At 46.6% G+C, this 20,532-nt stretch carries 16 protein-coding genes; 8 read left to right on the forward strand and 8 right to left on the reverse strand.

Annotated elements, in window-relative coordinates:
- Positions 1-68 precede the first annotated feature (68 nt).
- Positions 69-2,297 carry an Ig-like domain-containing protein gene (locus tag AC5FX6_RS03575; protein ID WP_493595653.1) on the forward strand — a complete coding sequence of 743 codons (2,229 nt, stop codon included), beginning with the start codon at positions 69-71 and terminating at the stop codon, positions 2,295-2,297.
- Between the two features lie 91 nt (positions 2,298-2,388).
- On the opposite strand, the gene AC5FX6_RS03580 is transcribed toward AC5FX6_RS03575, so the two are convergent.
- Positions 2,389-3,657 (reverse strand): asparagine synthetase B, encoded by a 1,269-nt coding sequence (locus tag AC5FX6_RS03580; RefSeq protein ID WP_493595654.1) that lies wholly within the window; start codon positions 3,655-3,657, stop codon positions 2,389-2,391.
- Positions 3,658-3,786: 129 nt separating this feature from the next.
- Here AC5FX6_RS03580 and AC5FX6_RS03585 point away from each other — a divergent pair, with 129 nt between their 5' ends.
- Together AC5FX6_RS03585 and AC5FX6_RS03590 are read left to right on the forward strand one after the other, a co-directional pair.
- Positions 3,787-5,034 carry an ABC transporter permease gene (locus tag AC5FX6_RS03585; protein WP_493595655.1) on the forward strand — a complete coding sequence of 416 codons (1,248 nt, stop codon included), beginning with the start codon at positions 3,787-3,789 and terminating at the stop codon, positions 5,032-5,034.
- 3 nt (positions 5,035-5,037) lie between these two features.
- Positions 5,038-5,424: a DUF6678 family protein gene (locus tag AC5FX6_RS03590; RefSeq protein ID WP_493595656.1), complete on the forward strand. Its 387-nt coding sequence runs from the start codon at positions 5,038-5,040 to the stop codon at positions 5,422-5,424.
- 68 nt (positions 5,425-5,492) lie between these two features.
- On the opposite strand, the gene AC5FX6_RS03595 is transcribed toward AC5FX6_RS03590, so the two are convergent.
- The 3 genes from AC5FX6_RS03595 to AC5FX6_RS03605 all read right to left on the reverse strand — a co-directional run bounded on the left by AC5FX6_RS03595 (position 5,493) and on the right by AC5FX6_RS03605 (position 9,404).
- Positions 5,493-6,131, reverse strand: a complete 639-nt coding sequence (locus tag AC5FX6_RS03595) for an OmpH/Skp family outer membrane protein (protein WP_493595657.1) — start codon at positions 6,129-6,131, stop codon at positions 5,493-5,495.
- A 73-nt stretch (positions 6,132-6,204) separates the two neighbouring features.
- Positions 6,205-7,524 (reverse strand): tRNA (N(6)-L-threonylcarbamoyladenosine(37)-C(2))-methylthiotransferase MtaB, encoded by a 1,320-nt coding sequence (mtaB, locus tag AC5FX6_RS03600; protein WP_493595658.1) that lies wholly within the window; start codon positions 7,522-7,524, stop codon positions 6,205-6,207.
- An 86-nt stretch (positions 7,525-7,610) separates the two neighbouring features.
- Positions 7,611-9,404 (reverse strand): LTA synthase family protein, encoded by a 1,794-nt coding sequence (locus AC5FX6_RS03605; RefSeq protein ID WP_493595659.1) that lies wholly within the window; start codon positions 9,402-9,404, stop codon positions 7,611-7,613.
- A 452-nt stretch (positions 9,405-9,856) separates the two neighbouring features.
- Between AC5FX6_RS03605 and AC5FX6_RS03610 the strand changes: the two genes are divergently transcribed.
- Positions 9,857-12,049, forward strand: coding sequence for a glutamine synthetase III family protein (locus tag AC5FX6_RS03610; protein ID WP_493595660.1), 2,193 nt, complete (start codon positions 9,857-9,859; stop codon positions 12,047-12,049).
- Between the two features lie 51 nt (positions 12,050-12,100).
- Here AC5FX6_RS03610 and AC5FX6_RS03615 read toward each other — a convergent pair whose 3' ends face one another.
- A complete protein-coding gene (locus AC5FX6_RS03615) occupies positions 12,101-12,463 on the reverse strand; it encodes a hypothetical protein (RefSeq protein WP_493595661.1) in 363 nt (120 codons plus the stop codon).
- 12 nt (positions 12,464-12,475) lie between these two features.
- Positions 12,476-12,994, reverse strand: coding sequence for a flavodoxin family protein (locus AC5FX6_RS03620; protein ID WP_493595662.1), 519 nt, complete (start codon positions 12,992-12,994; stop codon positions 12,476-12,478).
- A gap of 192 nt (positions 12,995-13,186) precedes the next feature.
- On the opposite strand from AC5FX6_RS03620, the gene ispG reads away from it, so the two are divergent.
- From ispG to AC5FX6_RS03640, 4 genes are all read left to right on the forward strand, one after another.
- Positions 13,187-15,160 (forward strand): (E)-4-hydroxy-3-methylbut-2-enyl-diphosphate synthase, encoded by a 1,974-nt coding sequence (gene ispG / locus AC5FX6_RS03625; RefSeq protein WP_493595663.1) that lies wholly within the window; start codon positions 13,187-13,189, stop codon positions 15,158-15,160.
- 94 nt (positions 15,161-15,254) lie between these two features.
- Positions 15,255-15,419 (forward strand): DUF6728 family protein, encoded by a 165-nt coding sequence (locus AC5FX6_RS03630; protein ID WP_493595664.1) that lies wholly within the window; start codon positions 15,255-15,257, stop codon positions 15,417-15,419.
- Between the two features lie 9 nt (positions 15,420-15,428).
- Positions 15,429-15,773 carry an MmcQ/YjbR family DNA-binding protein gene (locus tag AC5FX6_RS03635; RefSeq protein ID WP_493595665.1) on the forward strand — a complete coding sequence of 115 codons (345 nt, stop codon included), beginning with the start codon at positions 15,429-15,431 and terminating at the stop codon, positions 15,771-15,773.
- Positions 15,774-16,042: 269 nt separating this feature from the next.
- Positions 16,043-16,549 carry a MarR family winged helix-turn-helix transcriptional regulator gene (locus AC5FX6_RS03640; RefSeq protein ID WP_493595666.1) on the forward strand — a complete coding sequence of 169 codons (507 nt, stop codon included), beginning with the start codon at positions 16,043-16,045 and terminating at the stop codon, positions 16,547-16,549.
- A 199-nt stretch (positions 16,550-16,748) separates the two neighbouring features.
- Here AC5FX6_RS03640 and AC5FX6_RS03645 read toward each other — a convergent pair whose 3' ends face one another.
- Both AC5FX6_RS03645 and leuS read right to left on the reverse strand, forming a co-directional pair.
- On the reverse strand, positions 16,749-17,597 hold the full coding sequence (locus AC5FX6_RS03645) for a universal stress protein (RefSeq protein ID WP_493595667.1): 849 nt from the start codon (positions 17,595-17,597) through the stop codon (positions 16,749-16,751).
- Between the two features lie 122 nt (positions 17,598-17,719).
- The gene (gene leuS / locus AC5FX6_RS03650) at positions 17,720-20,491 is read right to left on the reverse strand and encodes a leucine--tRNA ligase (protein WP_493595668.1); all 2,772 of its coding nucleotides are present in this window, start codon (positions 20,489-20,491) and stop codon (positions 17,720-17,722) included.
- Between the last annotated feature and the right edge of the window lie 41 nt (positions 20,492-20,532).

Here is a 20,532-nt window from a genome sequence, read left to right on the forward strand (position 1 = left end):
TTTAATTCATACTTATTTACTTGATAACAGTATAATTTCAATATGTACTATCACTCAAGTTAATATTTATGAAACAAACTTACTGTATTCTGTTGGCTCTGCTTATGTTATGCCTAAGTGGAGGACAAGCCATTGCGCAAGGTAAAAGCCGTATTGGGAAAGCTGCTGAGGTTGCTCAACTCTACAAGAGCAAAGCAAAACCGCAACAAGCAAAGAAAAACACTTCTCCGGAGATTCGCCATCAACTTCCCGGCAACAAATCCATTACCCTCTCAATTCGCAGCTATAAAAGTAAAAAGGACGGAGAGTTTTATTATGGTTCGGTCACAAATGCTCCCAAAAGCAAGTTTTTCCTTAAAGTATCGGACAATCGGGTAACTGGCGATGTGGTAGTACCTGAACAGAAACGCTATTATCGCTTTAAGACCGATTCGAAAGGGGATGTTTATTTACACGAAGAAGATATTGATGAAGTGCTCTGTATTGGTTTGATGAAACAATATGAAGCTGGAGCGGATGGGGGTGATAACATAACTGGGGCAGCATCCCTGACAGTACCTGCTCTGGAAAGTTTGCCTGGTGCTACGGCAGTAATATTGCTCGATTATGACGGGCATTATGTGGATGGCACACTTTGGAATCAAGTCTTCAATGGCGGTAATCCTATTGATGCGCAGCCGACGAATTACAGCGAGTCGGAGATAAAAGAGATGTGGGCGTTGATTAGTGCTGACTTTAGCGCGTTCGATATAAATATTACCACTAGCGAAGAGGTATTTAACCGAGCCCCGGTTAACAGACGAGGCAGAGTCATTTTCACGCCGACAAATTATTTTTCTCCTGGTGATGGTGGGCGTGCTTACATCGGTTCTTTTACTTTTGGCGGTGATATATGGGGAGAGACACCCAGTTTCGTCTGGAACACGGGTGTGGTGAATGGAGGCAATACGGCCTCCCACGAGATCGGTCACATGTTACACTTGGTGCATGATGGCAGAATATATCCGGCAGAAGAATACTACTACGGCAATGGTTATTGGGCGCCAATTATGGGAGCCGCATTTATTCCATTTGCACAGTGGAGCAAAGGCGATTATCCTTTTGCAAACAATCAGGAAGATGACTTGGCTATTATGGCTTCTAGAAATGGGTTTGGCTACAGAGCTGATGATCACGGCAATACTCATCAAGCCGCCTCAACTCTGGTTATTGACGGGGGAGGAGTTGTCTCTTCAAGTGCCAATAGCGGTAATATCAGCATTTCGAATGATGTGGATGTATTTTCATTTGCAACTTCGGGCGGTTTAGTCAGCTTGCGTGTACAGCCTAATGCTGAGTTTTCGAACTTAAACCCGCTACTCACTCTCCGTAACGAGAGTGGTCAAACGATCCGCTCAACTGATGTAGGGAAACCATATGTAGCCATAGAGGAAGAATTAAAGGCTGGTAAATACTATCTGTCCGTGGAAGGGGGGGCATCAGTCTATGGAGCATACTCTAATTACGGATCGCTTGGTGAATACACAATTAGTGGATACATCCCGGTTGTCGCCCCTGTGATAGCGATTGATTTGATTTCTCCCGCATCCGGCACCTACTTCAAGGCTGATGCATCTGTTGATTTAGTCGTATCTCTGGACTTGCCAGAAAATGGGACAATTGAAAAGGTGGTCTTTTATAATGGAGATAAGCAAATAGGTTCCTCCAAAAAAGCTCCCTATACCTTTAACTGGAATGGTGTAAAGAAGGGTAACTACGAGATATACGCTGTAGCGGTAAATGATCAGGGTGATACGTTTGCCACTGATCCTATTAGCATAACAGTTGTAAATGGGTACGGTGGAGGAAACAGAAATACCTGCGAGCTACCGGATTGGCGACCAGACGTGGCTTGTGTAGCAGGAGCTCTTGTCTCCTTGAATGGTAATGCATATGAATCGCAGCGTACAAATACAGGCAGCAATCCTACGCTTAGCAGTAGTGCAAAGGGTGACTGGAAGTACAGGGGGCCGTGCCGTGGCACAGTGTCTAGTGCTTCATTTGCTGCCGATGATATTCGCATATATCCAAACCCAGCCAGAAATAAAGGGGTCTTGCAGGTAGAGTTGCCGGTCATGCTGAGCTCTGCCCAGGTTACACTGCAGGAAGTCGGCACGGGAGCCAAACTGATGGAGCAAAATTATAGCAATGTGTCAAAGCTGCCGATTCAGTTGAATAAACTTCCGCATGGATACTACGTCCTCAAAATTGTGTCGGATGAACAGGTATGGACCAGAAAAATAATCATTAATCCATAGCACATAATGGGCTAAACCATAAAAACAGGAGACCCTGTGCTTGTCGGATTGTTATAAGGTCCGTAAGTGCAGGGTCTCTACGTTTTGTAAATCATGTCTTCTGCTTCTTCTTTTTGGCGGCAGGGAATAGAATGTTGTTTAGGATAAGTCTATACCCTGGTGAATTAGGGTGAAGGGCCAGGTCAGTTGGGTCTTCGCCTACCAGGTGCTGGTAGTCTTCCGGGTCATGGCCGCCATAAAAGGTCCAGGTGCCGCGAGCGAAGGTACCATGCATGTACCGTATTTCGCCTACTTCTTTGTTTTCACCCATCACAATTACCTCAGGTTTCACCAGACTCTTGCGGAAAGCTGTCGTCTGGCCCATAAACCCTTTGATCGTTTTGGCGTGGTTTTGTGTCAGCATAGTAGGTATAGGATCCCACTTAGCTGAGAATGTGAAGAGCTGAAAAAAGTCATTTGGCTCAGTAAGTCCGCGTTCCTGTGGCTGCATATCGATGTTGGAGTATTCGTACTCGAGCGGATTACGAACTAAGGTGAAATCTTTAAAAGCAAAGGTTTTGCTAAAATCAAGTTTACTCTGCGCATTAGGATCAGCACCGTCTCCGTCGTACATCGCTTCTATAAAGTCTAGCCCTTCGGCAGCCAGGGCAATGTCATAAGTGTCAGTGGCGGAGCACATGGCAAACAGAAAGCCTCCTCCTGCACAAAAATCACGGATGGTGCGAACGACAGCGCCTTTGAGTTCAGACACTTTCTTAAAACCGAGCGACTTGGCAGATGCTTCGGCTTCACGTTGCTGCTCCTGGTACCAAGGGTAGTGACGATAGCTAGAGTAAAACTTTCCGTATTGACCCGTAAAGTCTTCATGATGAAGATGTAACCAATCATATTTTGGTAAGTCGCCCCGCATAATTTCCTCATCATAAATCTTATCGTAGGGGATCTCGGCATAAGTTAGAACCAATGTCACGGCGTCATCCCACGGCATTTTAGACTTAGGGGTATAGACTGCGATCTTTGGCACCTTCTCCAGTTTCATCACATCCATGTTGGCTTCCGGGTCACTGATCTGCGTGAGGATCGTGTTGTATTGCGCATCCGAAATAACCTGGTAGCTGATGCCCCGCACGATCAGTTCATTTTCAAGCTGGGGCGCGTGCTGAAAGGCGAAGCTCCCGCCTCTGAAATTAAGTAGCCAATCGACCGAAACACTTTTGGAAAGCACCCAGTAAGCTGCCCCATAAGACTTGAGATGGTCCTTTTGTGTTTCATCCATGGGTATCAGCACTGTAGAACTGAACACTTGAAATGGAAGTGCCAGGTATACCAGGAGTATTAAAATAACGCGGATTGGCTTCATGGGCTTAACATATGGTAACAAATGTATTGAAATTGGTTCTTTTTTCAGATATTGGAGGTAAATTAGACACCAGGGATTCCTTCTTATACTTAACGCAAGGGGGAACGTTTCGCATATAAGACCTAAGCTATGGACCTGTTCGAAAATATACGGGAAAGTATTCGAGCCATCAAAAGTAACTTACTCCGTACCATCCTCACCGGTTTGATCATCTCGATCGGCATCATGTCACTGGTAGGTATACTAACGGCTGTGGATGGCATGAAAAACTCCCTGAATCAAACCTTCTCGAGTCTGGGTGCCAATTCTTTTGACATCCGAAAGAAGTTTAACAGCGGCAGGGGGAACAATGGGCAAGGCAGTTCTGACAAGGTATATCCGGCCATAACTTACGATCAGGCGCTTAAATATAAAGAGTTGATGGGATCAAAGTCTCAGGTCAGCCTCTCTGCAAATATTTCAGGTGCGACAGTGGTCAAGAGCACCACAGATAAGACCAATCCAAACATTAATGTTATAGCCGGTGACGAATTTTATCTGCAAGGCCAAAACCTGAGTTTGGAAAGAGGCCGTTCTTTCTCCAACTATGAGCTGGAGCTTGGGTCCAATGTCGCCATTATTGGCAAAGAGATTTCAGATAAGCTTTTCCCAAAAACGGATCCGATCAATCAATACATCACCTTTTTGGGACGTCGCTTCAAAATTGTAGGGGAACTGGAGAAGCGCGGCAGCAGCATGGGTGGGAGCGGTGGTGACCGTATGATCCTGATCCCGCTTGAAACCGGTCGTCAGATTCCACAGTCAGGCAATGGTACGCTGACTTACAACATCAAAACTTCGATCAGCAAACCTGAAGAGCTCACTTATGTCATGGGGGAAGCAACGGGTGTGATGCGCAATGTGCGTCAGGATAGACTGGGACAGGAAGAATCTTTTGAGATCAGAAGAAGCGACTCCCTCATTCAGAGCTTGAACGAAATATCAGGCTACCTTAAAGTGGGTGGTTTTATTATCGGCTTTATTACCCTCTTGGGTGCCTCTGTTGGATTGATGAACATCATGATGGTATCTGTGAACGAGCGTACCCGCGAAATAGGTGTTCGGAAAGCGCTGGGAGCAACGGCCAAGCAGATTCAACAGCAGTTTTTGATCGAGGCAATTGTTATCTGTATCCTGGGAGGTATGGTTGGTATATTCTTAGGTATACTGATGGGGAATGGCATTGCGTCGCTGATCGGAGAGGGGGGCTTTATTGTCCCTTGGATCTGGGTGTTCGTGGGCCTGACGATATGTGTAGTGGTGGGTGTTATGTCAGGTTTCTATCCGGCTCTACGTGCCTCTAAACTTGATCCAATAGATGCTCTGCGATACGAATAGTCTATGGTGAAGTCACCTGAAGGGCTTGACAGGCTTTTGGAAGAAAAGCGACTGGTCCCGATCCTGAATCAAACGAAATGGAACGAGCTTGCATACGCTATGTCGAGCCTTCCCCATCTGGAGCCTCCTGTTCGCATTAAGTACATTCACGACGAAAATCTGCCAGCTGATTTTGCCCCAATATGGTGGGAACAACTGGAGCAAACAGACTATAAGCGGATTGAATGGCTTGAAATAAAAGCAGTAAGAGAAACAAGCGCCGGTCTGCTTGTCCCGACCATGCAGTCTGACTATACCGATCTGATTCAAGCTGTCCTGGACAGGTATAGCATCCCACATGTAATCGACGGCAATGTCTTTCGGATAGATGGATACCAGCAACTAAGCTAAATCAGAATAAGTAATAGAAAAAAAGGCGGGTGATATGCCCGCCTTTTGCTTTTTATACCTGTGTAAGGTTATTTCTTTTTGGTAGCCGTTTCTTTAGTCGTGGCTGCTGTTTTCTCCTGATCGTACTCACTGTTCAGGCCGGCCAACACCTCTTGTGTTATATCAAGCGAGTTGTCACCATAAAGTATAGCACTTTGGCCTCTTGAGTAGGTTAGTACCATTTTATAGCCTTTTTCCTGGCTAAGTTTCTGCAGGTATGCTTCTACGCGGTCATAGATCTTTTTCATTTCTTCCGCTTCTTCAGTTGCCAGCTGGTTGCCAGTAGACTGACTCTGCTGCTGCAATTGCTGCTGGCGCTGCGCCAGTTTCTGCTCAGTAGAGGCACGCTGCTCCACCGTCATGTTGCCACCTGTACGCTGGTAGTTTTGTACTTCCTTTTCGAAAGCAGAGGCTTTCGCCTGAAGATCCTTCTCAGCTTTCTGCGTTTTGGACTGGAAGCGTGTACGAGCATCTTTAAAATACTCATAATTGCTCAGAAGTGAGTCAGAGTTGATGTACACAATGTCAGCAACGCTAGCGGTAGCCAGGGTGTCAGAGCTGTTTGCTGATGTAGTAGAAGTAACAGTAGCCTGAGGCTTCTGATCTGTGTTACAAGCAGTTACTAGAGCGCCCAAAGCAACTCCCAAAACGATTCTAGATAGGTTCACAATTAGATAATTAAGCTGTTATTGATTGTTTCAGACTGAAAATATAGGGCTAATTTTTAAAAATTCAGAATTTTTAATGTTTCAATACCTCTATATATGTTTCTTCGGCCTCCATTAGCCCTTGTTCATTGATGCCAGTCAGTCGCACATGCTTGGTTTCGTTCACCAGCACAGGGTCGTATTTGGCAGCTACGCGCACATAATTTTCCGTCCAGCCTTCCATCACGCCTTCTTTCACGTCATCCTCAAACAGCACTGTAAATTCCTGCCCTACATTCTGCTCGTAGAAATAGCGTTTCTTCTTTTCAGAAAGAATGCGCAGCATATCTGCTCTGCGATTGCGGTCTTTGATGCTTACCTTGCCTGGCATGTCAGGAGCCATGGTGTTTTCGCGCTCCGAGTACGGGAACACATGTAGGTAACTCACATCAAGGCCATTGATGAAGTTATAAGTTTCCAGAAAGTCCTCTTCCGTCTCACCCGGGAAGCCCACAATTACATCCACACCAATACAGCAATGCGGCATTAAGGATTTGATTGTAGCAACGCGGTCAGCGTACAGCTCTCGCAGGTAGCGGCGGCGCATCAGCTTCAGAATCTTGTTTGAGCCTGACTGCAATGGGATGTGAAAGTGCGGCATAAAGCGTTTGCTTTGGCTCACAAATTCGATAATCTCATCTTTGAGTAGATTCGGCTCAATGGAAGAGATGCGGAACCGGTCTATACCTGCAACTTTGTCAAGTTCCTGTACCAGTTCGTAAAATGACTCCACACGTTCGCCGTTCTGCAACCCGAAATCCCCTGTATTCACACCTGTCAGTACGATCTCCTTTACACCAGACTCTGCAATTTCATTGGCGGAGCGAACCACATTAACGATACTATCAGAACGGCTGCTGCCGCGAGCTAGTGGTATGGTGCAGAAAGTACAGGAATAGTCACAGCCGTCCTGCACCTTCAGAAAGGTACGCGTTCGGTCACCAAACGAGTAAGAATTATGGAATGTATTGGCTTCGATGATGGCACTGGCATGCACCTGCGGCTGCTCTTTCTTCTCAAAGGTCTCCAGGATGTCCACCAACTGAAACTTTTCTGCGGCACCCAGCACGGCATCAACGCCAGGTATTTCGCTGATCTCTTTTGGCTTGAGCTGCGCATAGCAGCCTACAATCGTTATAAATGCGTTAGGAGAGTGCTTGAGCGCTTCCTTAACGATCTTACGACATTTCTTATCTGCATTGTCTGTGACAGAGCAGGTATTGATCACGTATATGTCAGGCGTATCCGTAAACTCCACCTTTTCAAACCCGCGCTCCTGAAAGATTCTTCCGATCGTGCTGGTTTCAGAGTAATTTAGCTTACAGCCCAGTGTATAAAATGCTACCTTTTTCATAATCAGGGTGCAAAGATACGAATTTAAATTTTGAATATGAGTTGGCTTGCAGTAAGTAGAAACGTTTACAGTATACCTGCTTCTACCTATTTTCTCACAAAGTCTTCAAAAGAATACTGCATGTAGGCTTTCCCAAGCTCGAGCTGCTCTGGTGTTACTCCACTGCCTCTGATGATTGGTTTCTTTGCTACATTGTCATAGGAGAGTACACTGCCCGGTGTGATAAAGCCAAAGCCATCTCGGAATACATAAAAGGCAAAAGGATAATTAGTTGGCGCCAATAGGTTACGGCCCCACTTAAAGTCCTGATGGGGTAGACCTAACTGGTAAAGCAAGGTAGTAGCGATGTCGGTCTGGCTACCAATGGTAGACACCATACTACCTTTTTTTGCCACGGCACCACCAGTTAGTACAAAGGGAATTCGGAATTTTGTGCTGCGGTAATTAGGATCGTCGTAGGGCAACGGATGTCCATGATCTGCCACTAGTACGATCAAAGTAGAGTCCCACCAGGTTTGCTGGCGTGCCTTTTCTACGAATTTCCCCAAAGCCCAATCTGTATAATAGACGGAGTTCTTAAATTTAACACTTGTCTTGTTTCCTTTAAATTTGGCAGGTATCGGTATTTCAAATGGCTCGTGGCTGCTCAAGGTATAGACAGTGCTAAAAAAGGGCTGTTGCTGCTCTGAAAGGTCTTCCAATACACGCTCAAACAGCACATGGTCATGGGCACCCCATTTGGAATTATAGCTCTCCTCCGGAAAATCATGCTTGTCGATTAACTTATCGTACTTTCCGTTCTGCAGGTACGAGCGAATATTGGCAAATTCAAGCTCTCCTCCATAATAAAAGGAAGTACTATAGCCCGCTTCTTCAAACACATGACTCAAATAGGGTAGTTTTTCAGTCTTCTTGGGGTTCTTGATGATCGAAGTTGTAGTCTGTACCGGGTAACCGCTCAGGAGGGCCACCATACCTTTTTCGCTTCGATCGCCGCTGGCGTATAGTTTCGTAAAGCTTATGCCATCCGCTGCCAGTTTATCCAGGTTGGGGGTAACGCCCGGCTCACCTCCCAAATGTTCTACATATTTGGCAGTGTAGCTTTCCAGGATGATGAAAAGTACATTAGGTCGATCCACCCGAAGTACCTTTTGGGATGAATCAGCCGTAGCACTGTAAAGGGCTGCAACCTTGGCCGCGGCGTCTTCCCGGCTCATATACTTATAAGGGTTGCGGGATTCCTGATTATACTTCAGCATCGTATCCATCAGGTTCCAGGGCATATTGAGACCGGCGTGGTTGGCGTACGGGTTTTCGGAAAAATAGACAATGCTCTGATTAATCGGAATTTGCTGCCAGCCACCTCGCATCGGTAGTATTAATAGTGCTGCAAACAGCAAGGCCATACCTGCATATTTAAGCTTCGAGAAATTGAGGTGATAGTTTCTGAAATCGAAGGTATAGCGGAATAACAATGCAAACACCAGACTGGAAGCAAGTGCAATGATACTCAACAACAGAATGGGGGCCATGCCTGCTGAAGCGGCCATCTCACCTGGTGTGTTCAGGTATAGGAGGGGTGTGGAGTCAAGTCGGAAGCCCCAATAGGTATAGAGTTCCAGGTCCACAGCCATCAGGACCGATAGCAGCACCAATATAGTATAGGTATAGTAGCGGATAAACTTGCGAACCTGCAATCCTGGGAATAAGGCAGTGGCCAAGATCGCCAGGAAAGGGATGGCACTTATATAGGAACTGAAAGACAGATCAAGACGCAGACCCTTAGAGAAGATGGTCATCAGGTCCGTCTTCGATAATTCCTGGGTCCGGTTATCGTGGTAAAGTAGAAAAATACCTCTGGCTGTAATAAAATACAGCACCCAAAACAAAAAGTAGAGAGGCTGATATAAAAGGCTTCGTTTCACGGATGCAAATATACAACTTATGTGTCCTCTCCTTAACGCCTTAAGATTGATTAAAATTCAGGGCAGGCAATAAGCCTTGATGTTATCCGTGGTAAACTTAGTTATCGTCTTAGTTTAAAGCCGTCTAACGTCATCATAAGCATATCTCTGAATAATGTTTCCTTGTACCGACTTTCTTATATTATATACCCTTCTCTTAACTGGAGGGCGTCATTGATGAACGTACTCCTGAAATTTTTCTTCAAATTTCAGTGTTTGTAAAAACACCCCTGTTTAAAATAGGGGGTGTTTTGAGATTTGAATTAAAATTTAATTAGTACCCCCTAAAATTTTATACCCTTATTGATACAAGGTATACATTTAGTCCATACCTTTGGTTTGAATTTATACCCTAACCTCTTTAACCCATGGCAATTCTTCGATTTAAGGCGCTTGAACTGGTAAGTCAGCGCAAACCGGCAGAGGTATCGCTGCCATCCAGCAAAATTTCAGAGTACTTTGGCGAAAATGTGTTCGGCTTTTCAGCACTCCGTGCCACGATGTCCGCTGAAAACTTTAAAAGACTTGGCGCAACAATTGAAGCAGGTGAAAAAGTAGACCGTAATCTGGCGGATGCCGTGGCTGCTGCCATGAAAACCTGGGCCATGAGCAAAGGGGCTACACACTACACGCACTGGTTTCAGCCACTGACGGGTGCCACAGCTGAGAAACACGACTCATTCTTTGACCTGACCGGTGATGGAGATCCTATTGAAAGCTTTAAGGGCAGCGCCCTTGTACAGCAGGAGCCGGATGCGTCTTCTTTCCCTAGCGGCGGCATACGCAATACTTTCGAAGCCCGTGGTTACAGTGCCTGGGATCCATCTTCGCCTGCCTTCCTGATCGAAAATGCCGGTACCCGTACGCTCTGTATACCTACCATTTTCGTTTCCTACACCGGTGAGGCACTTGACTACAAGACTCCTTTGCTGAAATCGCTACACCTGCTTAACCAGGCAGCAGTACCGGTTTGCCAGTATTTTGATAAGGATGTGGTAAAAGTGAGCACCACTCTAGGTATAGAGCAGGAGTACTTCCTGGTGGATCGCGCCCTCTATGAAGCTCGTCCTGACCTGGTAATGACAGGCCGTACCTTGTTTGGCCATGCGCCAGCTAAAGGGCAGCAGCTTGAAGACCATTACTTTGGTTCGATCCCTAGTCGCGTACACTCTTTCATGGTTGACTTCGAGAAGTCAGCTCTGAAACTGGGTATTCCTTTGCGTACACGCCACAACGAAGTGGCTCCCAACCAGTTTGAGTGTGCCCCAACTTTTGAGGACGCAAACCTGGCCGTGGACCATAATCAGCTACTGATGGACATCATGGACCGTGTGGCAGAGCGTCATGGTTTTAAAGTATTGCTTCATGAAAAGCCATATAAAGGTGTAAACGGCAGCGGAAAGCATAATAACTGGGCCATGAGCACCAATACTGGTGTGAACTTGCTCGCACCGGGCAAAAGACCAAAAGAGAATCTTCAGTTCCTGACTTTCTTTGTGAACACGATCATGGCCGTGCATAAGCACGCTGACCTGCTGCGTGCCAGCATCGCCTCTGCCAGCAACGATCATCGACTGGGTGCTAACGAAGCCCCTCCGGCTATCATGTCGGTTTTCGTGGGCCAGCAACTGACCGCTGTGCTGGAAGAGCTGGAGCGTACCGCTAAGGTACCAATGGAAAAAGGCGACAACATGTACCTGAAACTAGGTATAGACAAGATCCCGGAAATCCTGCGCGACAACACGGACCGTAACCGTACTTCACCGTTTGCCTTCACAGGCAATAAGTTTGAGTTCCGTGCCGTGGGTTCTTCTGCCAACAGTTCTTCCTCCATGACGGTGCTGAACACCATTGTGGCTGACCAACTGATCGACTTCCGTGTAGCGGTAGACGACCTGATCGACAACAAGGGCATGAAGAAAGAGCTGGCCATCATTCAGGTACTGCGCGAGTATGTGGCTGCTTCCAAAGCAATTCGTTTTGAGGGCAATGGCTATTCAAAGGAGTGGGAAGAAGAGGCAGCCAAACGCGGTTTGTCGAACATCAAATCAACTCCACGTGCCCTGGATGTGTATCACCGCGAAGAAGTGCAGAATCTGTACACCCGTCACGGTATCTTTACGAGAGTAGAACTAGCCGCCAGACATGAAATCCTGCTGGAAGACTATATCAAGAAGATCCAGATTGAGTCGCGTGTGATGGGCGACCTTGCTTTCAACCACGTAATTCCGACGGCAGTTGCTTACCAGAACAAGCTGATCCAAAATATCCGCGGTTTGAAAGATCTTGGCCTGGAAGACGAATACACTGAATCAACCTTAGAGTCGATCAAACGTATTTCACGCCACATCAAGACGATTCAGACGAATGCGATTGAAATGATTCAGCAACGTAAGGTTGCGAACAGAATCGAAGATGTTCGCGAGAAGGCTATTTTCTATAATGAAAAGGTGATCACGTACTTCGAGGCCATCCGTACCAGCGTTGACAAGCTGGAATTAATGGTGGACGATGAGGATTGGCCACTGGTGAAATACCGCGAGCTGATGTTCAGACGATAATTCTAATAGCTTATAAATAAAAAGAGCACCCTGAGTGGGTGCTCTTTTTATTTAGCGTCTGCTTCTGATCCAGCCAATCACTTCGCCGGTTACTTTGGCAAGTATGATTGGCAGCAGCACGATCACCAACGCGGTAGCGATAACAGGGCGCAACCCCATCCGCATGATCAGCTTCCTAACAGCCTTGCTTCGGAGTTCGCTCAGCATATACCTGCCAGCCTGTGTCATCGGTTTCCCCTTGAGCACTTCCAGCACCCCGCGCCAATTGCCATGTTCAATCTGCCGTTTCAGGAAACTCAGCACGGTATCTTTGGTGATCAGGATGGCCTCACTTAGCTGTTCCTGTCTGATTTTACCCCAATGCAACAGAGAGCGGAGTTTCTGATCAGCATTTTTAGGAAAATAGGCGCTCATGTGTATCATAGTTCAAACGTTAGGTTGGTGTTCCTTTATCAATTGCAAAAAAACTTCATGGTCATTACAGTAGTTTCTGACATTGGCAGACTGGCAGTAAAGGGACGCTCTAAAGCACATGCCAAAATAAACTGCCGTTCTTTTAAATGGTTCCTCAAATCCTGTCGGCAGTTCATCTTCTGTTCCAATAGCTAGTAAACACATCCGCTTCCCTTCAAGTTTCCGCCCAATTTGCTTATGATACGTGACCAGATCTGTTAGGCGGTCAAAGAAAACCTTCAGCAGTCCGCTCATCGCGTACCAGTAAACAGGTGTTGCCAAAATAACTGTATCATGTGCTAGTAGTAAATCTACTAGTTCATTGAATCGGTCGTCTTTCGAATAGTTGCCATCATACCTGTAGTGATCCAGCCTATAGTCCAGTAAATGAATCTTACGCACAGCACTATCTCTAAACAGCGTGTCAACAAAAGCTGCTGTATCACTAGCATGTCGGGCACTGGCTAAAATGATCAAAGGAACATCGGGCATAACCAAAAAGAGAAGCTTTAAAATAAGCAGCACTGTTAAACTAGCTGGTCAAAGCTTATACGAATATACAAAACACTACTGAATGAAGGCGCTTTAAAATAATGATGTTAAATTTACAGAATCTGCCTGTTGAACAAAGCGGGCTGGATTTAAGTTAAGATAACGAAGCTTTAGCAAAGGCCTATCTACTATATGAACAAGAACTATTGCCCCAGCTTAACAGAGTACAAACGCCGAGAAACCATTGAAGTGTTCATTGGCGAAGTGCCGATGGGTGCTCATCATCCGATCAGAGTGCAATCCATGACGACAGTCGATACAATGGACACACTCGGATCAGTGGAGCAATGTATCCGCATGATCGAAGCGGGCTGTGAATATATTCGCATTACGGCTCCCAGCATAAAGGAGGCCGAAAACCTGCGCCACATCAAAACGGAGCTCCGGCGTCGTGGGTATAGCACGCCTTTGGTAGCTGATATTCACTTTACGCCCAATGCCGCAGAGGTGGCAGCGCGCATCGTGGAGAAAGTGCGTATTAATCCGGGTAACTATGCCGACAAGAAGAAGTTTGAGGTAATAGAATACAATGACGAAACGTATCAGGCAGAACTGGACCGGATACGTGATCGTTTTGTGCCTTTGGTGCGCATCTGCAAAGAGCATGGTACAGCCATGCGCATCGGAACGAATCACGGTTCACTTTCTGACCGTATCTTGAGCCGCTACGGCGACACACCGCTGGGTATGGTGGAGAGTGCATTAGAGTTCCTGCGCATCTGCGAAGACGAGCAATACTACAATATTGTCATCTCTATGAAAGCATCTAACACGCAGGTGATGGTACAGGCCTACCGTCTGCTGGTTCAGAAGCTGGAAGAGGAAGGACTGAAACCATATCCACTGCACTTAGGCGTGACAGAAGCCGGTGAGGCCGAAGACGGACGCATAAAGTCTGCCGTAGGTATAGGCACCCTGCTGGAAGACGGGCTGGGTGACACGGTTCGTGTATCCCTCACAGAAGCGCCGGAAGCCGAGGCTCCTGTGGCAAAAGCGCTCATCGACCGTTACACGCACCGGGCAGAGCTAGCCAAGCCGATCAAACCTATTTGTAATATTCCCATTGATCCATTTCAGTATCATCGCCGTGAAACAGCTGAGGTAGAGAATATGGGCGGACAAAACGTACCGCGCGTTATTGCTGACCTGAGCCGTTTGCGTGATATTCAATATGCCGACCTGAAAAGCGTGGGGCATTTGTACTCCATGCTGCTGGATAAGTTCAACATGAATGACCTGGGGGCAGATTATATTTATACAGGGGACCATCCGATCAATTTCATGTTACCGAATGGGCTCAAGGAGATTATCAATTATGTGCCCTGGCAGTTAGTGGAAGATCAGGAACACCGACATCCACTATTAACGGTGAAGCAATATCTTGGCGCTACGCAGCTTCATCCTAAATTAAATTTCATCGAATCTGATATCAGCGGCATCTCTGATGAATTCTTGGATAGACTGAAGGATGATCAAACCGCAGTGTTGATTCTTTATACTGCCAATGAGCATGCAATGCCAGAGCTGCGCAAGTGTATATTCCGACTGATGAACAATGGTGTAAACACGCCAGCTGTTATCAGGCGCTCTTATGGTAATTTATCCCCAGACCAGATACAGTTATATGCCTCCACTGACGTAGGCGGATTGCTGATAGATGGGCTAGGGGATGGGATCATGCTGGGTACCGAACTATTGCCTGAGCAGGATAAAAGCAGCTGGCTGGTGACCATTGACAAACTGAATAACCTGAGCTTTGGAATTTTGCAGGCCGCCCGCACCCGCATGAGCAAGACAGAGTATATCAGCTGTCCAAGCTGTGGCCGTACTCTGTTCGACCTCCAGGAAACTACTGCTATGATTCGCAAGCGCACCGATCACCTGAAGGGCGTTAAAATCGGTATCATGGGGTGTATAGTGAATGGTCCAGGCGAGATGGCAGATGCTGATTATGGCTATGTAGGCGTGGGTAAAGACAAGATCGCTCTTTACCGTGGGCAGACTGTAGTTAAGAAATCAGTTCCTGCTGACAGAGCCGTAGATGAATTGATAGAGTTGATTCGGGAAGATGAAAAATGGATTGAACCTGTTAGGTTAGAAGCCTAGTATTTTCCTGATTCAATCATCCCATGATGCAGCTCGCAATATGTGTGGCTAAGGGCATGGCTGATTTGATTTTTAAATTATTTATTACCGCACCATGAAAGGATTATTTGACTTTACAGAAGTAGCAACTTACTTCTTCCGTAAAAAAGACCCTAAACGCAAGTCTAACTTTAACCTGCGGGCCATGCACACCATCAATAAGATTTCGATCTTGATGTTTCTGGCAGCGATGATATACTTTGTGATCAAGCACTGGTAAGACTGTCCCGTGAATATAGAGGATTTCAGAAATTACTGTCTGTCCAAAGCCGGTACTTCAGAGGAGCTACCTTTTGATGATGACACACTCGTTTTTAAAGTGTGTGGCAAGATGTTTGCCCTCTGCAGTATTTCTGAATACGAAAAAGGCATCATATTGAAATGTGATCCGGATCGTGCTATACTCTTGCGTGAATTGCACCCACAGGTGTTACCAGGTTATCACATGAATAAAAAGCATTGGATAACGGTACTACCTGAAGCAGGCTTAGCTTTAACGCTAGTGCAAGAATTGATCGATCACTCTTATACCTTAGTAGTAGCCAAGCTTCCTAAGGCAAAAAAGCCTGTCTAAACATTAAGCTAAAAAAAAATATTTCGATTAAGACAATATTTTTGTCATCGAGGCAATGCATATAAATCTACAATTCCGGCATAAACCTGCATTGCATTGTAACATAAGATAAACTCTTTTGCCTGTTTGTAAGTGTTTTTATCGAAAACGTACTCAAAACATCTTAAATGCATATTTTAGATAGAAAAGGTTGAGGCGAAGTTTGCAACATATATAAAAGATTATATGTATATTAAAAACTATTTCGCAACTAACCACCCTAACTCACTATGCAATCTCAACGCAGTGTAGGCATATTCGCTTACAGAAACGAATGGCAAAAAGCCAGCCTGAACATTATCCTAACAAACAGTTCTTTGCTGAACAGTTACGAAGAGTTTTTCAAAAAACACGAATTAACTGGTCAGCAGTACAACATCCTACGCATACTGCGCGAACACTACCCAAAACCTGTGTCTACCTCTGTGTTGCGTAATCACATGCTTGACAAGATGTCGGATACTTCACGTTTGGTCGGTCGCCTTAAAACGAAAGGCCTGGTAGACGTAGAGCGTAATGCAACCGACAAGCGGTTGGTCAACATCGTTATCTCTGATAAAGGATTTAACCTCCTGGACCAGATCGGATGTGACCTTTATAAACTAGATAACCTAATACAAGGATTGACAGAAGAAGAGGCCACTACGCTTGCTAGCTTACTGGAAAAAGCACGTGAGTCGATCGCGACAGCTGAAGAACGGCTTGCGAATGCAATGACACTCAACGAAGCTGTTTAAAAAGCACTTAACAACATGAAAAGGATAGTCCAACGGGCTATCCTTTTATTTTTCAGCTATGCGTGGACATACCAATATTGTTTCTGCTCATCAGCAAAAGCGGAGCTCATAACATCAGCTGCAGAACTATCTACACTCACTTATCTATTGGCTGCTACAGCAAACTTCTCTTTGTATATGCTCAACTTTAGCATTAGCGCTAAGTGTTTGGTGGAATAACTAGTAAAGGCATGTGGGCCCTGGCTGCAAGTTCTTCACATAAGTTTTTAGAAAACAGGAACTCCCACATATTTTGCCGTTCGGGCATTACTGCAACTAAAGTAGAGTTTGTGGCATCTACCTGTGTCCTTATACCTACTAAAGCCTCTGAATCTGAAAGTAAAGAGGTGGTGTGTGGACGTTGTACTAAATGCTGCCAGGAGGTGAGTTCGGGATTGAGTTCAGCAATATCCTGTACATATTGCCCATCTTTTGTAAGAATCAGAAAATGCAATAGGGAGTTATACAACTTCGCAATTCTATATAGCATGTCTATACCTGTACGCTCCGGGAGTTGCAATTGCTCCAGTAAGATTGTAATGTCACCAAATCCATTAAAAACGACATCACTGGGTATAATTAAGAGTGGTTTGGGACTCAGACGCATTAACTCAAGGGTATTGCTGCCGATCAGGATTTGCTTAAGCTGACTGCTGCCCCGGCTTCCCATAATGATAAGATCAATGTTTTCTCGCGCGATCACCTCCAACATGGCGTCTGCGAAGGGCGTGGGAACGATTAGCGTCTTATACCTTACGTCGGCATGGCGTATGTCCAATATATCGAACAAGTGCTGTGCCTCTTCTAGAAGCCGATCGTTTAATTTACGCTCTTCTTCCTGGTAGATACTTTTGAATAATGATTCGGGGGAAGCAGCCGGAACAGGCGGCCTGGACATAGCATGTACAAATATAACTTCAGCTGCCATGGCTTTGGCCAGCTGCATGGCAACCAGCGTGGCATTGTAGCCATCGGTCGAAAAATCGGTGGGAGCAAGTATACGCAGCATAGTCCAGGGGTTTACTAGTCTATACGGTATATAAATGGCTTTTAGTTAAGTATTTAAAACCAAAAGCCGCCAGATTTGGGGTCTGAGCGGCTTTTGGAAAGTTAGTGGTAAGATGGAAGTCTTTATACCACCACGTTGATGATTTTGTTAGGGACGATAATAATTTTCTTTGGTGTTTTTCCTTCAAGAAACTTTACGATCTGCTCATCAGCAAGAACAGCCTTTTCCATTTCTTCCCGTGGTGCATCCGTAGCAAAGGCCATCTTTCCGCGGGTTTTGCCATTTACCGAAACAGGGTACTCAAAGGTGTTTTCGACCAAGTACTTTTCATCCCATGCCGGGAATGGAGCAAAAGTGATGCTCTCGCTGTGGCCCAACTTTTCCCAAAGCTCCTCGGCGATGTGTGGCGCATAAGGGGCCAGCGCAATGGTCAATGGCTCCAGAATGGCACGCTTGTTCGTTTTAAGGGGTGTCAACTCGTTCACGCAGATCATGAAGGTAGCAACAGAAGTGTTGAACGAAAAACGCTCAATATCTTCTTCCACCTTCTTCACCGTCTTGTGCAGTGTCTTCAGTTCCGCCGCTGTTGGCTCTTCGTCAGAAACAGCGAAATTGCCATCGTTGCTATGGAAGAGGTTCCAGAAGCGCTTCAGGAATTTCGTTACGCCGTCCATGCCATTGGTATTCCAAGGCTTGAACTGCTCCAGCGGGCCAAGGAACATCTCGTACATGCGCAGGGTGTCGGCGCCGTTGCGCTCTACCAGTAAATCCGGATTCACCACATTGTACTTCGACTTCGACATCTTCTCGATCTCCACGCCGCAGATGTACTTGCCATCTTCCAGCACAAACTCTGCGTTGGCGTTCTCCGGTCTCCAGGCTTTGAAAGCCTCCAAATCCAACTCGTCGTTCTCTACAATGTTCACGTCTACGTGAAGAGTCGTGGTGTCGTACTGCTTGCGCAGGCCGTAGGACACGTAAGTGTTACTGTCCTTCACGCGGTACACAAAGTTGGATCGGCCTTGGATCATACCTTGGTTGATCAGCTTTTTGAACGGCTCTTGCTCTACCACCAGACCCAAGTCGTACATGAACTTGTTCCAGAAGCGGGAGTAGAGGAGGTGACCCGTGGCGTGCTCAGCTCCGCCCATGTAGAGGTCTACATTGCGCCAGTAATCCACTTTTGCTTTGTCGGCAAAGGCTTGGTCGTTTTGCGGGTCCATGTAGCGGTACCAGTACCAGCTGGAACCTGCCCAGCCCGGCATGGTGCTCAGTTCATATTCGTACTGGTCCTGATATTTCCAGTCCACGGCGCGGCCCAGCGGCGGCTCACCTGTCTCAGTAGGCAGGTAGGCGTCGATCTTAGGCAGCTCCAGTGGCAAATCGCTTTCGTTTAATAACTGCGGTATACCATCTTTGAAGTATACCGGCACAGGTTCACCCCAGTAGCGCTGACGGCTGAACACCGCATCACGCATGCGGTACTGTGTGCGACCTTTGCCCACTCCCAGTTCTTCTGCTTTGGCTATACCTGCTTTTATAGCTTCCTTTACTTCCAGCCCGTTCAGGAAACCGGAGTTGATAATTTTTCCTTCTTTACCAGCGTAGGCTTCTTCTTCAATGTTTCCGCCGGCTACTACTTCCTTGATAGGCAAGTTGAAATGCTTGGCGAAAGCGTAGTCGCGGGAGTCATGTCCCGGAACGGCCATCACAGCGCCGGTTCCATACCCAGCCAGCACGTAGTCCGCAATCCAGATTGGCACACGTTCTTCAGAAATCGGGTTGATGGCATAAGCACCGGTAAAGACACCGCTCACGGTTTTTACGTCGGTCATACGCTCGCGCTCTGAGCGGTTTTTGGCTACGTTCACATAGCTCTCCACTTCTACACGCTGGGCATCCGTCGTGATTTCATTCACGAGTTCATGCTCTGGCGCCAGCACCACAAAGGTGGCACCATAAATGGTGTCGATACGGGTCGTGAACACCTTAATCTTCTCGGAAGCACCGCCTTCTATGGCAAAGTCCAACTCGGCACCCACGGACTTTCCGATCCAGTTGCGTTGCATTTCTTTCACCGGCTCCGGCCAGTCAATGGTGTCGAGGCCTTGTAGCAAACGTTCTGCGTATGCGGTGATACGCATCATCCACTGGCGCATCAGTTTGCGCTCTACCGGATAACCACCGCGCTCTGAAAGACCGTCTTTCACTTCATCGTTAGCGAGTACCGTACCCAGCGCTGGGCACCAGTTTACAACGGCATCAGCCACATAGGTTAGTCTATACTTGAGGAGCATCTGTGCCTTTTCCTGCTCGTTCATACCTTTCCATTCCTCGGCTGTAAAGGCAGGCGTATCCTCGTCGCAGTCGGCATTGATGTTGGCGTTTCCGTTTGCTTCAAAGGCAGCAATCAGCTTATCGATAGACTCGGCTTTGTCAGCGGTATAGTCATAGTAGCTGTTGAACAACTGCATGAAGATCCACTGCGTCCACTTGTAGTAGCTTGGGTCGGAGGTACGCACTTCGCGCTCCCACTCGTAAGAGAAACCGATGTTCTTGAGCTGCTCGATGTATCGTGTAATGTTCTGCTCGGTCGTGATGGCCGGGTGCTGACCAGTCTGGATGGCGTACTGCTCTGCTGGAAGACCAAAGGAGTCAAAGCCCATGGGGTGCAGCACGTTAAAACCTTTAGAGCGCTTGTAGCGGCTCACGATATCAGAAGCGATGTAACCGAGTGGGTGACCTACGTGCAGACCCGCGCCCGATGGGTAAGGGAACATATCCAGCACATAGTACTTCGGCTTATCGGTGTTTTCGGTGGCCTTAAAAGTCTGGTTTTCTTCCCAGTAATGCTGCCACTTCTTCTCAATCTGATTGAAATTATACTCTGACATAGTTTATCGTGAATTCGCTTGATCTTAACAAGCTGCTAAGA

It is taken from the genome of Pontibacter sp. LHS2 (genome assembly GCF_058932845.1).

Bases quoted from the DNA above. Each gene is read 5' to 3' on its own strand.
- ispG (WP_493595663.1), top strand. From the start codon at position 13,187: ATGAACAAGAACTATTGCCCCAGCTTAACAGAGTACAAACGCCGAGAA.
- AC5FX6_RS03640 (WP_493595666.1), top strand. From the start codon at position 16,043: ATGCAATCTCAACGCAGTGTAGGCATATTCGCTTACAGAAACGAATGG.
- mtaB (WP_493595658.1), bottom strand. From the start codon at position 7,524: ATGAAAAAGGTAGCATTTTATACACTGGGCTGTAAGCTAAATTACTCT.
- AC5FX6_RS03590 (WP_493595656.1), top strand. From the start codon at position 5,038: ATGGTGAAGTCACCTGAAGGGCTTGACAGGCTTTTGGAAGAAAAGCGA.
- AC5FX6_RS03645 (WP_493595667.1), bottom strand. From the start codon at position 17,597: ATGCTGCGTATACTTGCTCCCACCGATTTTTCGACCGATGGCTACAAT.
- AC5FX6_RS03585 (WP_493595655.1), top strand. From the start codon at position 3,787: ATGGACCTGTTCGAAAATATACGGGAAAGTATTCGAGCCATCAAAAGT.
- AC5FX6_RS03615 (WP_493595661.1), bottom strand. From the start codon at position 12,463: ATGAGCGCCTATTTTCCTAAAAATGCTGATCAGAAACTCCGCTCTCTG.
- AC5FX6_RS03620 (WP_493595662.1), bottom strand. From the start codon at position 12,994: ATGCCCGATGTTCCTTTGATCATTTTAGCCAGTGCCCGACATGCTAGT.
- AC5FX6_RS03580 (WP_493595654.1), bottom strand. From the start codon at position 3,657: ATGAAGCCAATCCGCGTTATTTTAATACTCCTGGTATACCTGGCACTT.
- leuS (WP_493595668.1), bottom strand. From the start codon at position 20,491: ATGTCAGAGTATAATTTCAATCAGATTGAGAAGAAGTGGCAGCATTAC.
- AC5FX6_RS03575 (WP_493595653.1), top strand. From the start codon at position 69: ATGAAACAAACTTACTGTATTCTGTTGGCTCTGCTTATGTTATGCCTA.
- AC5FX6_RS03630 (WP_493595664.1), top strand. From the start codon at position 15,255: ATGAAAGGATTATTTGACTTTACAGAAGTAGCAACTTACTTCTTCCGT.
- AC5FX6_RS03610 (WP_493595660.1), top strand. From the start codon at position 9,857: ATGGCAATTCTTCGATTTAAGGCGCTTGAACTGGTAAGTCAGCGCAAA.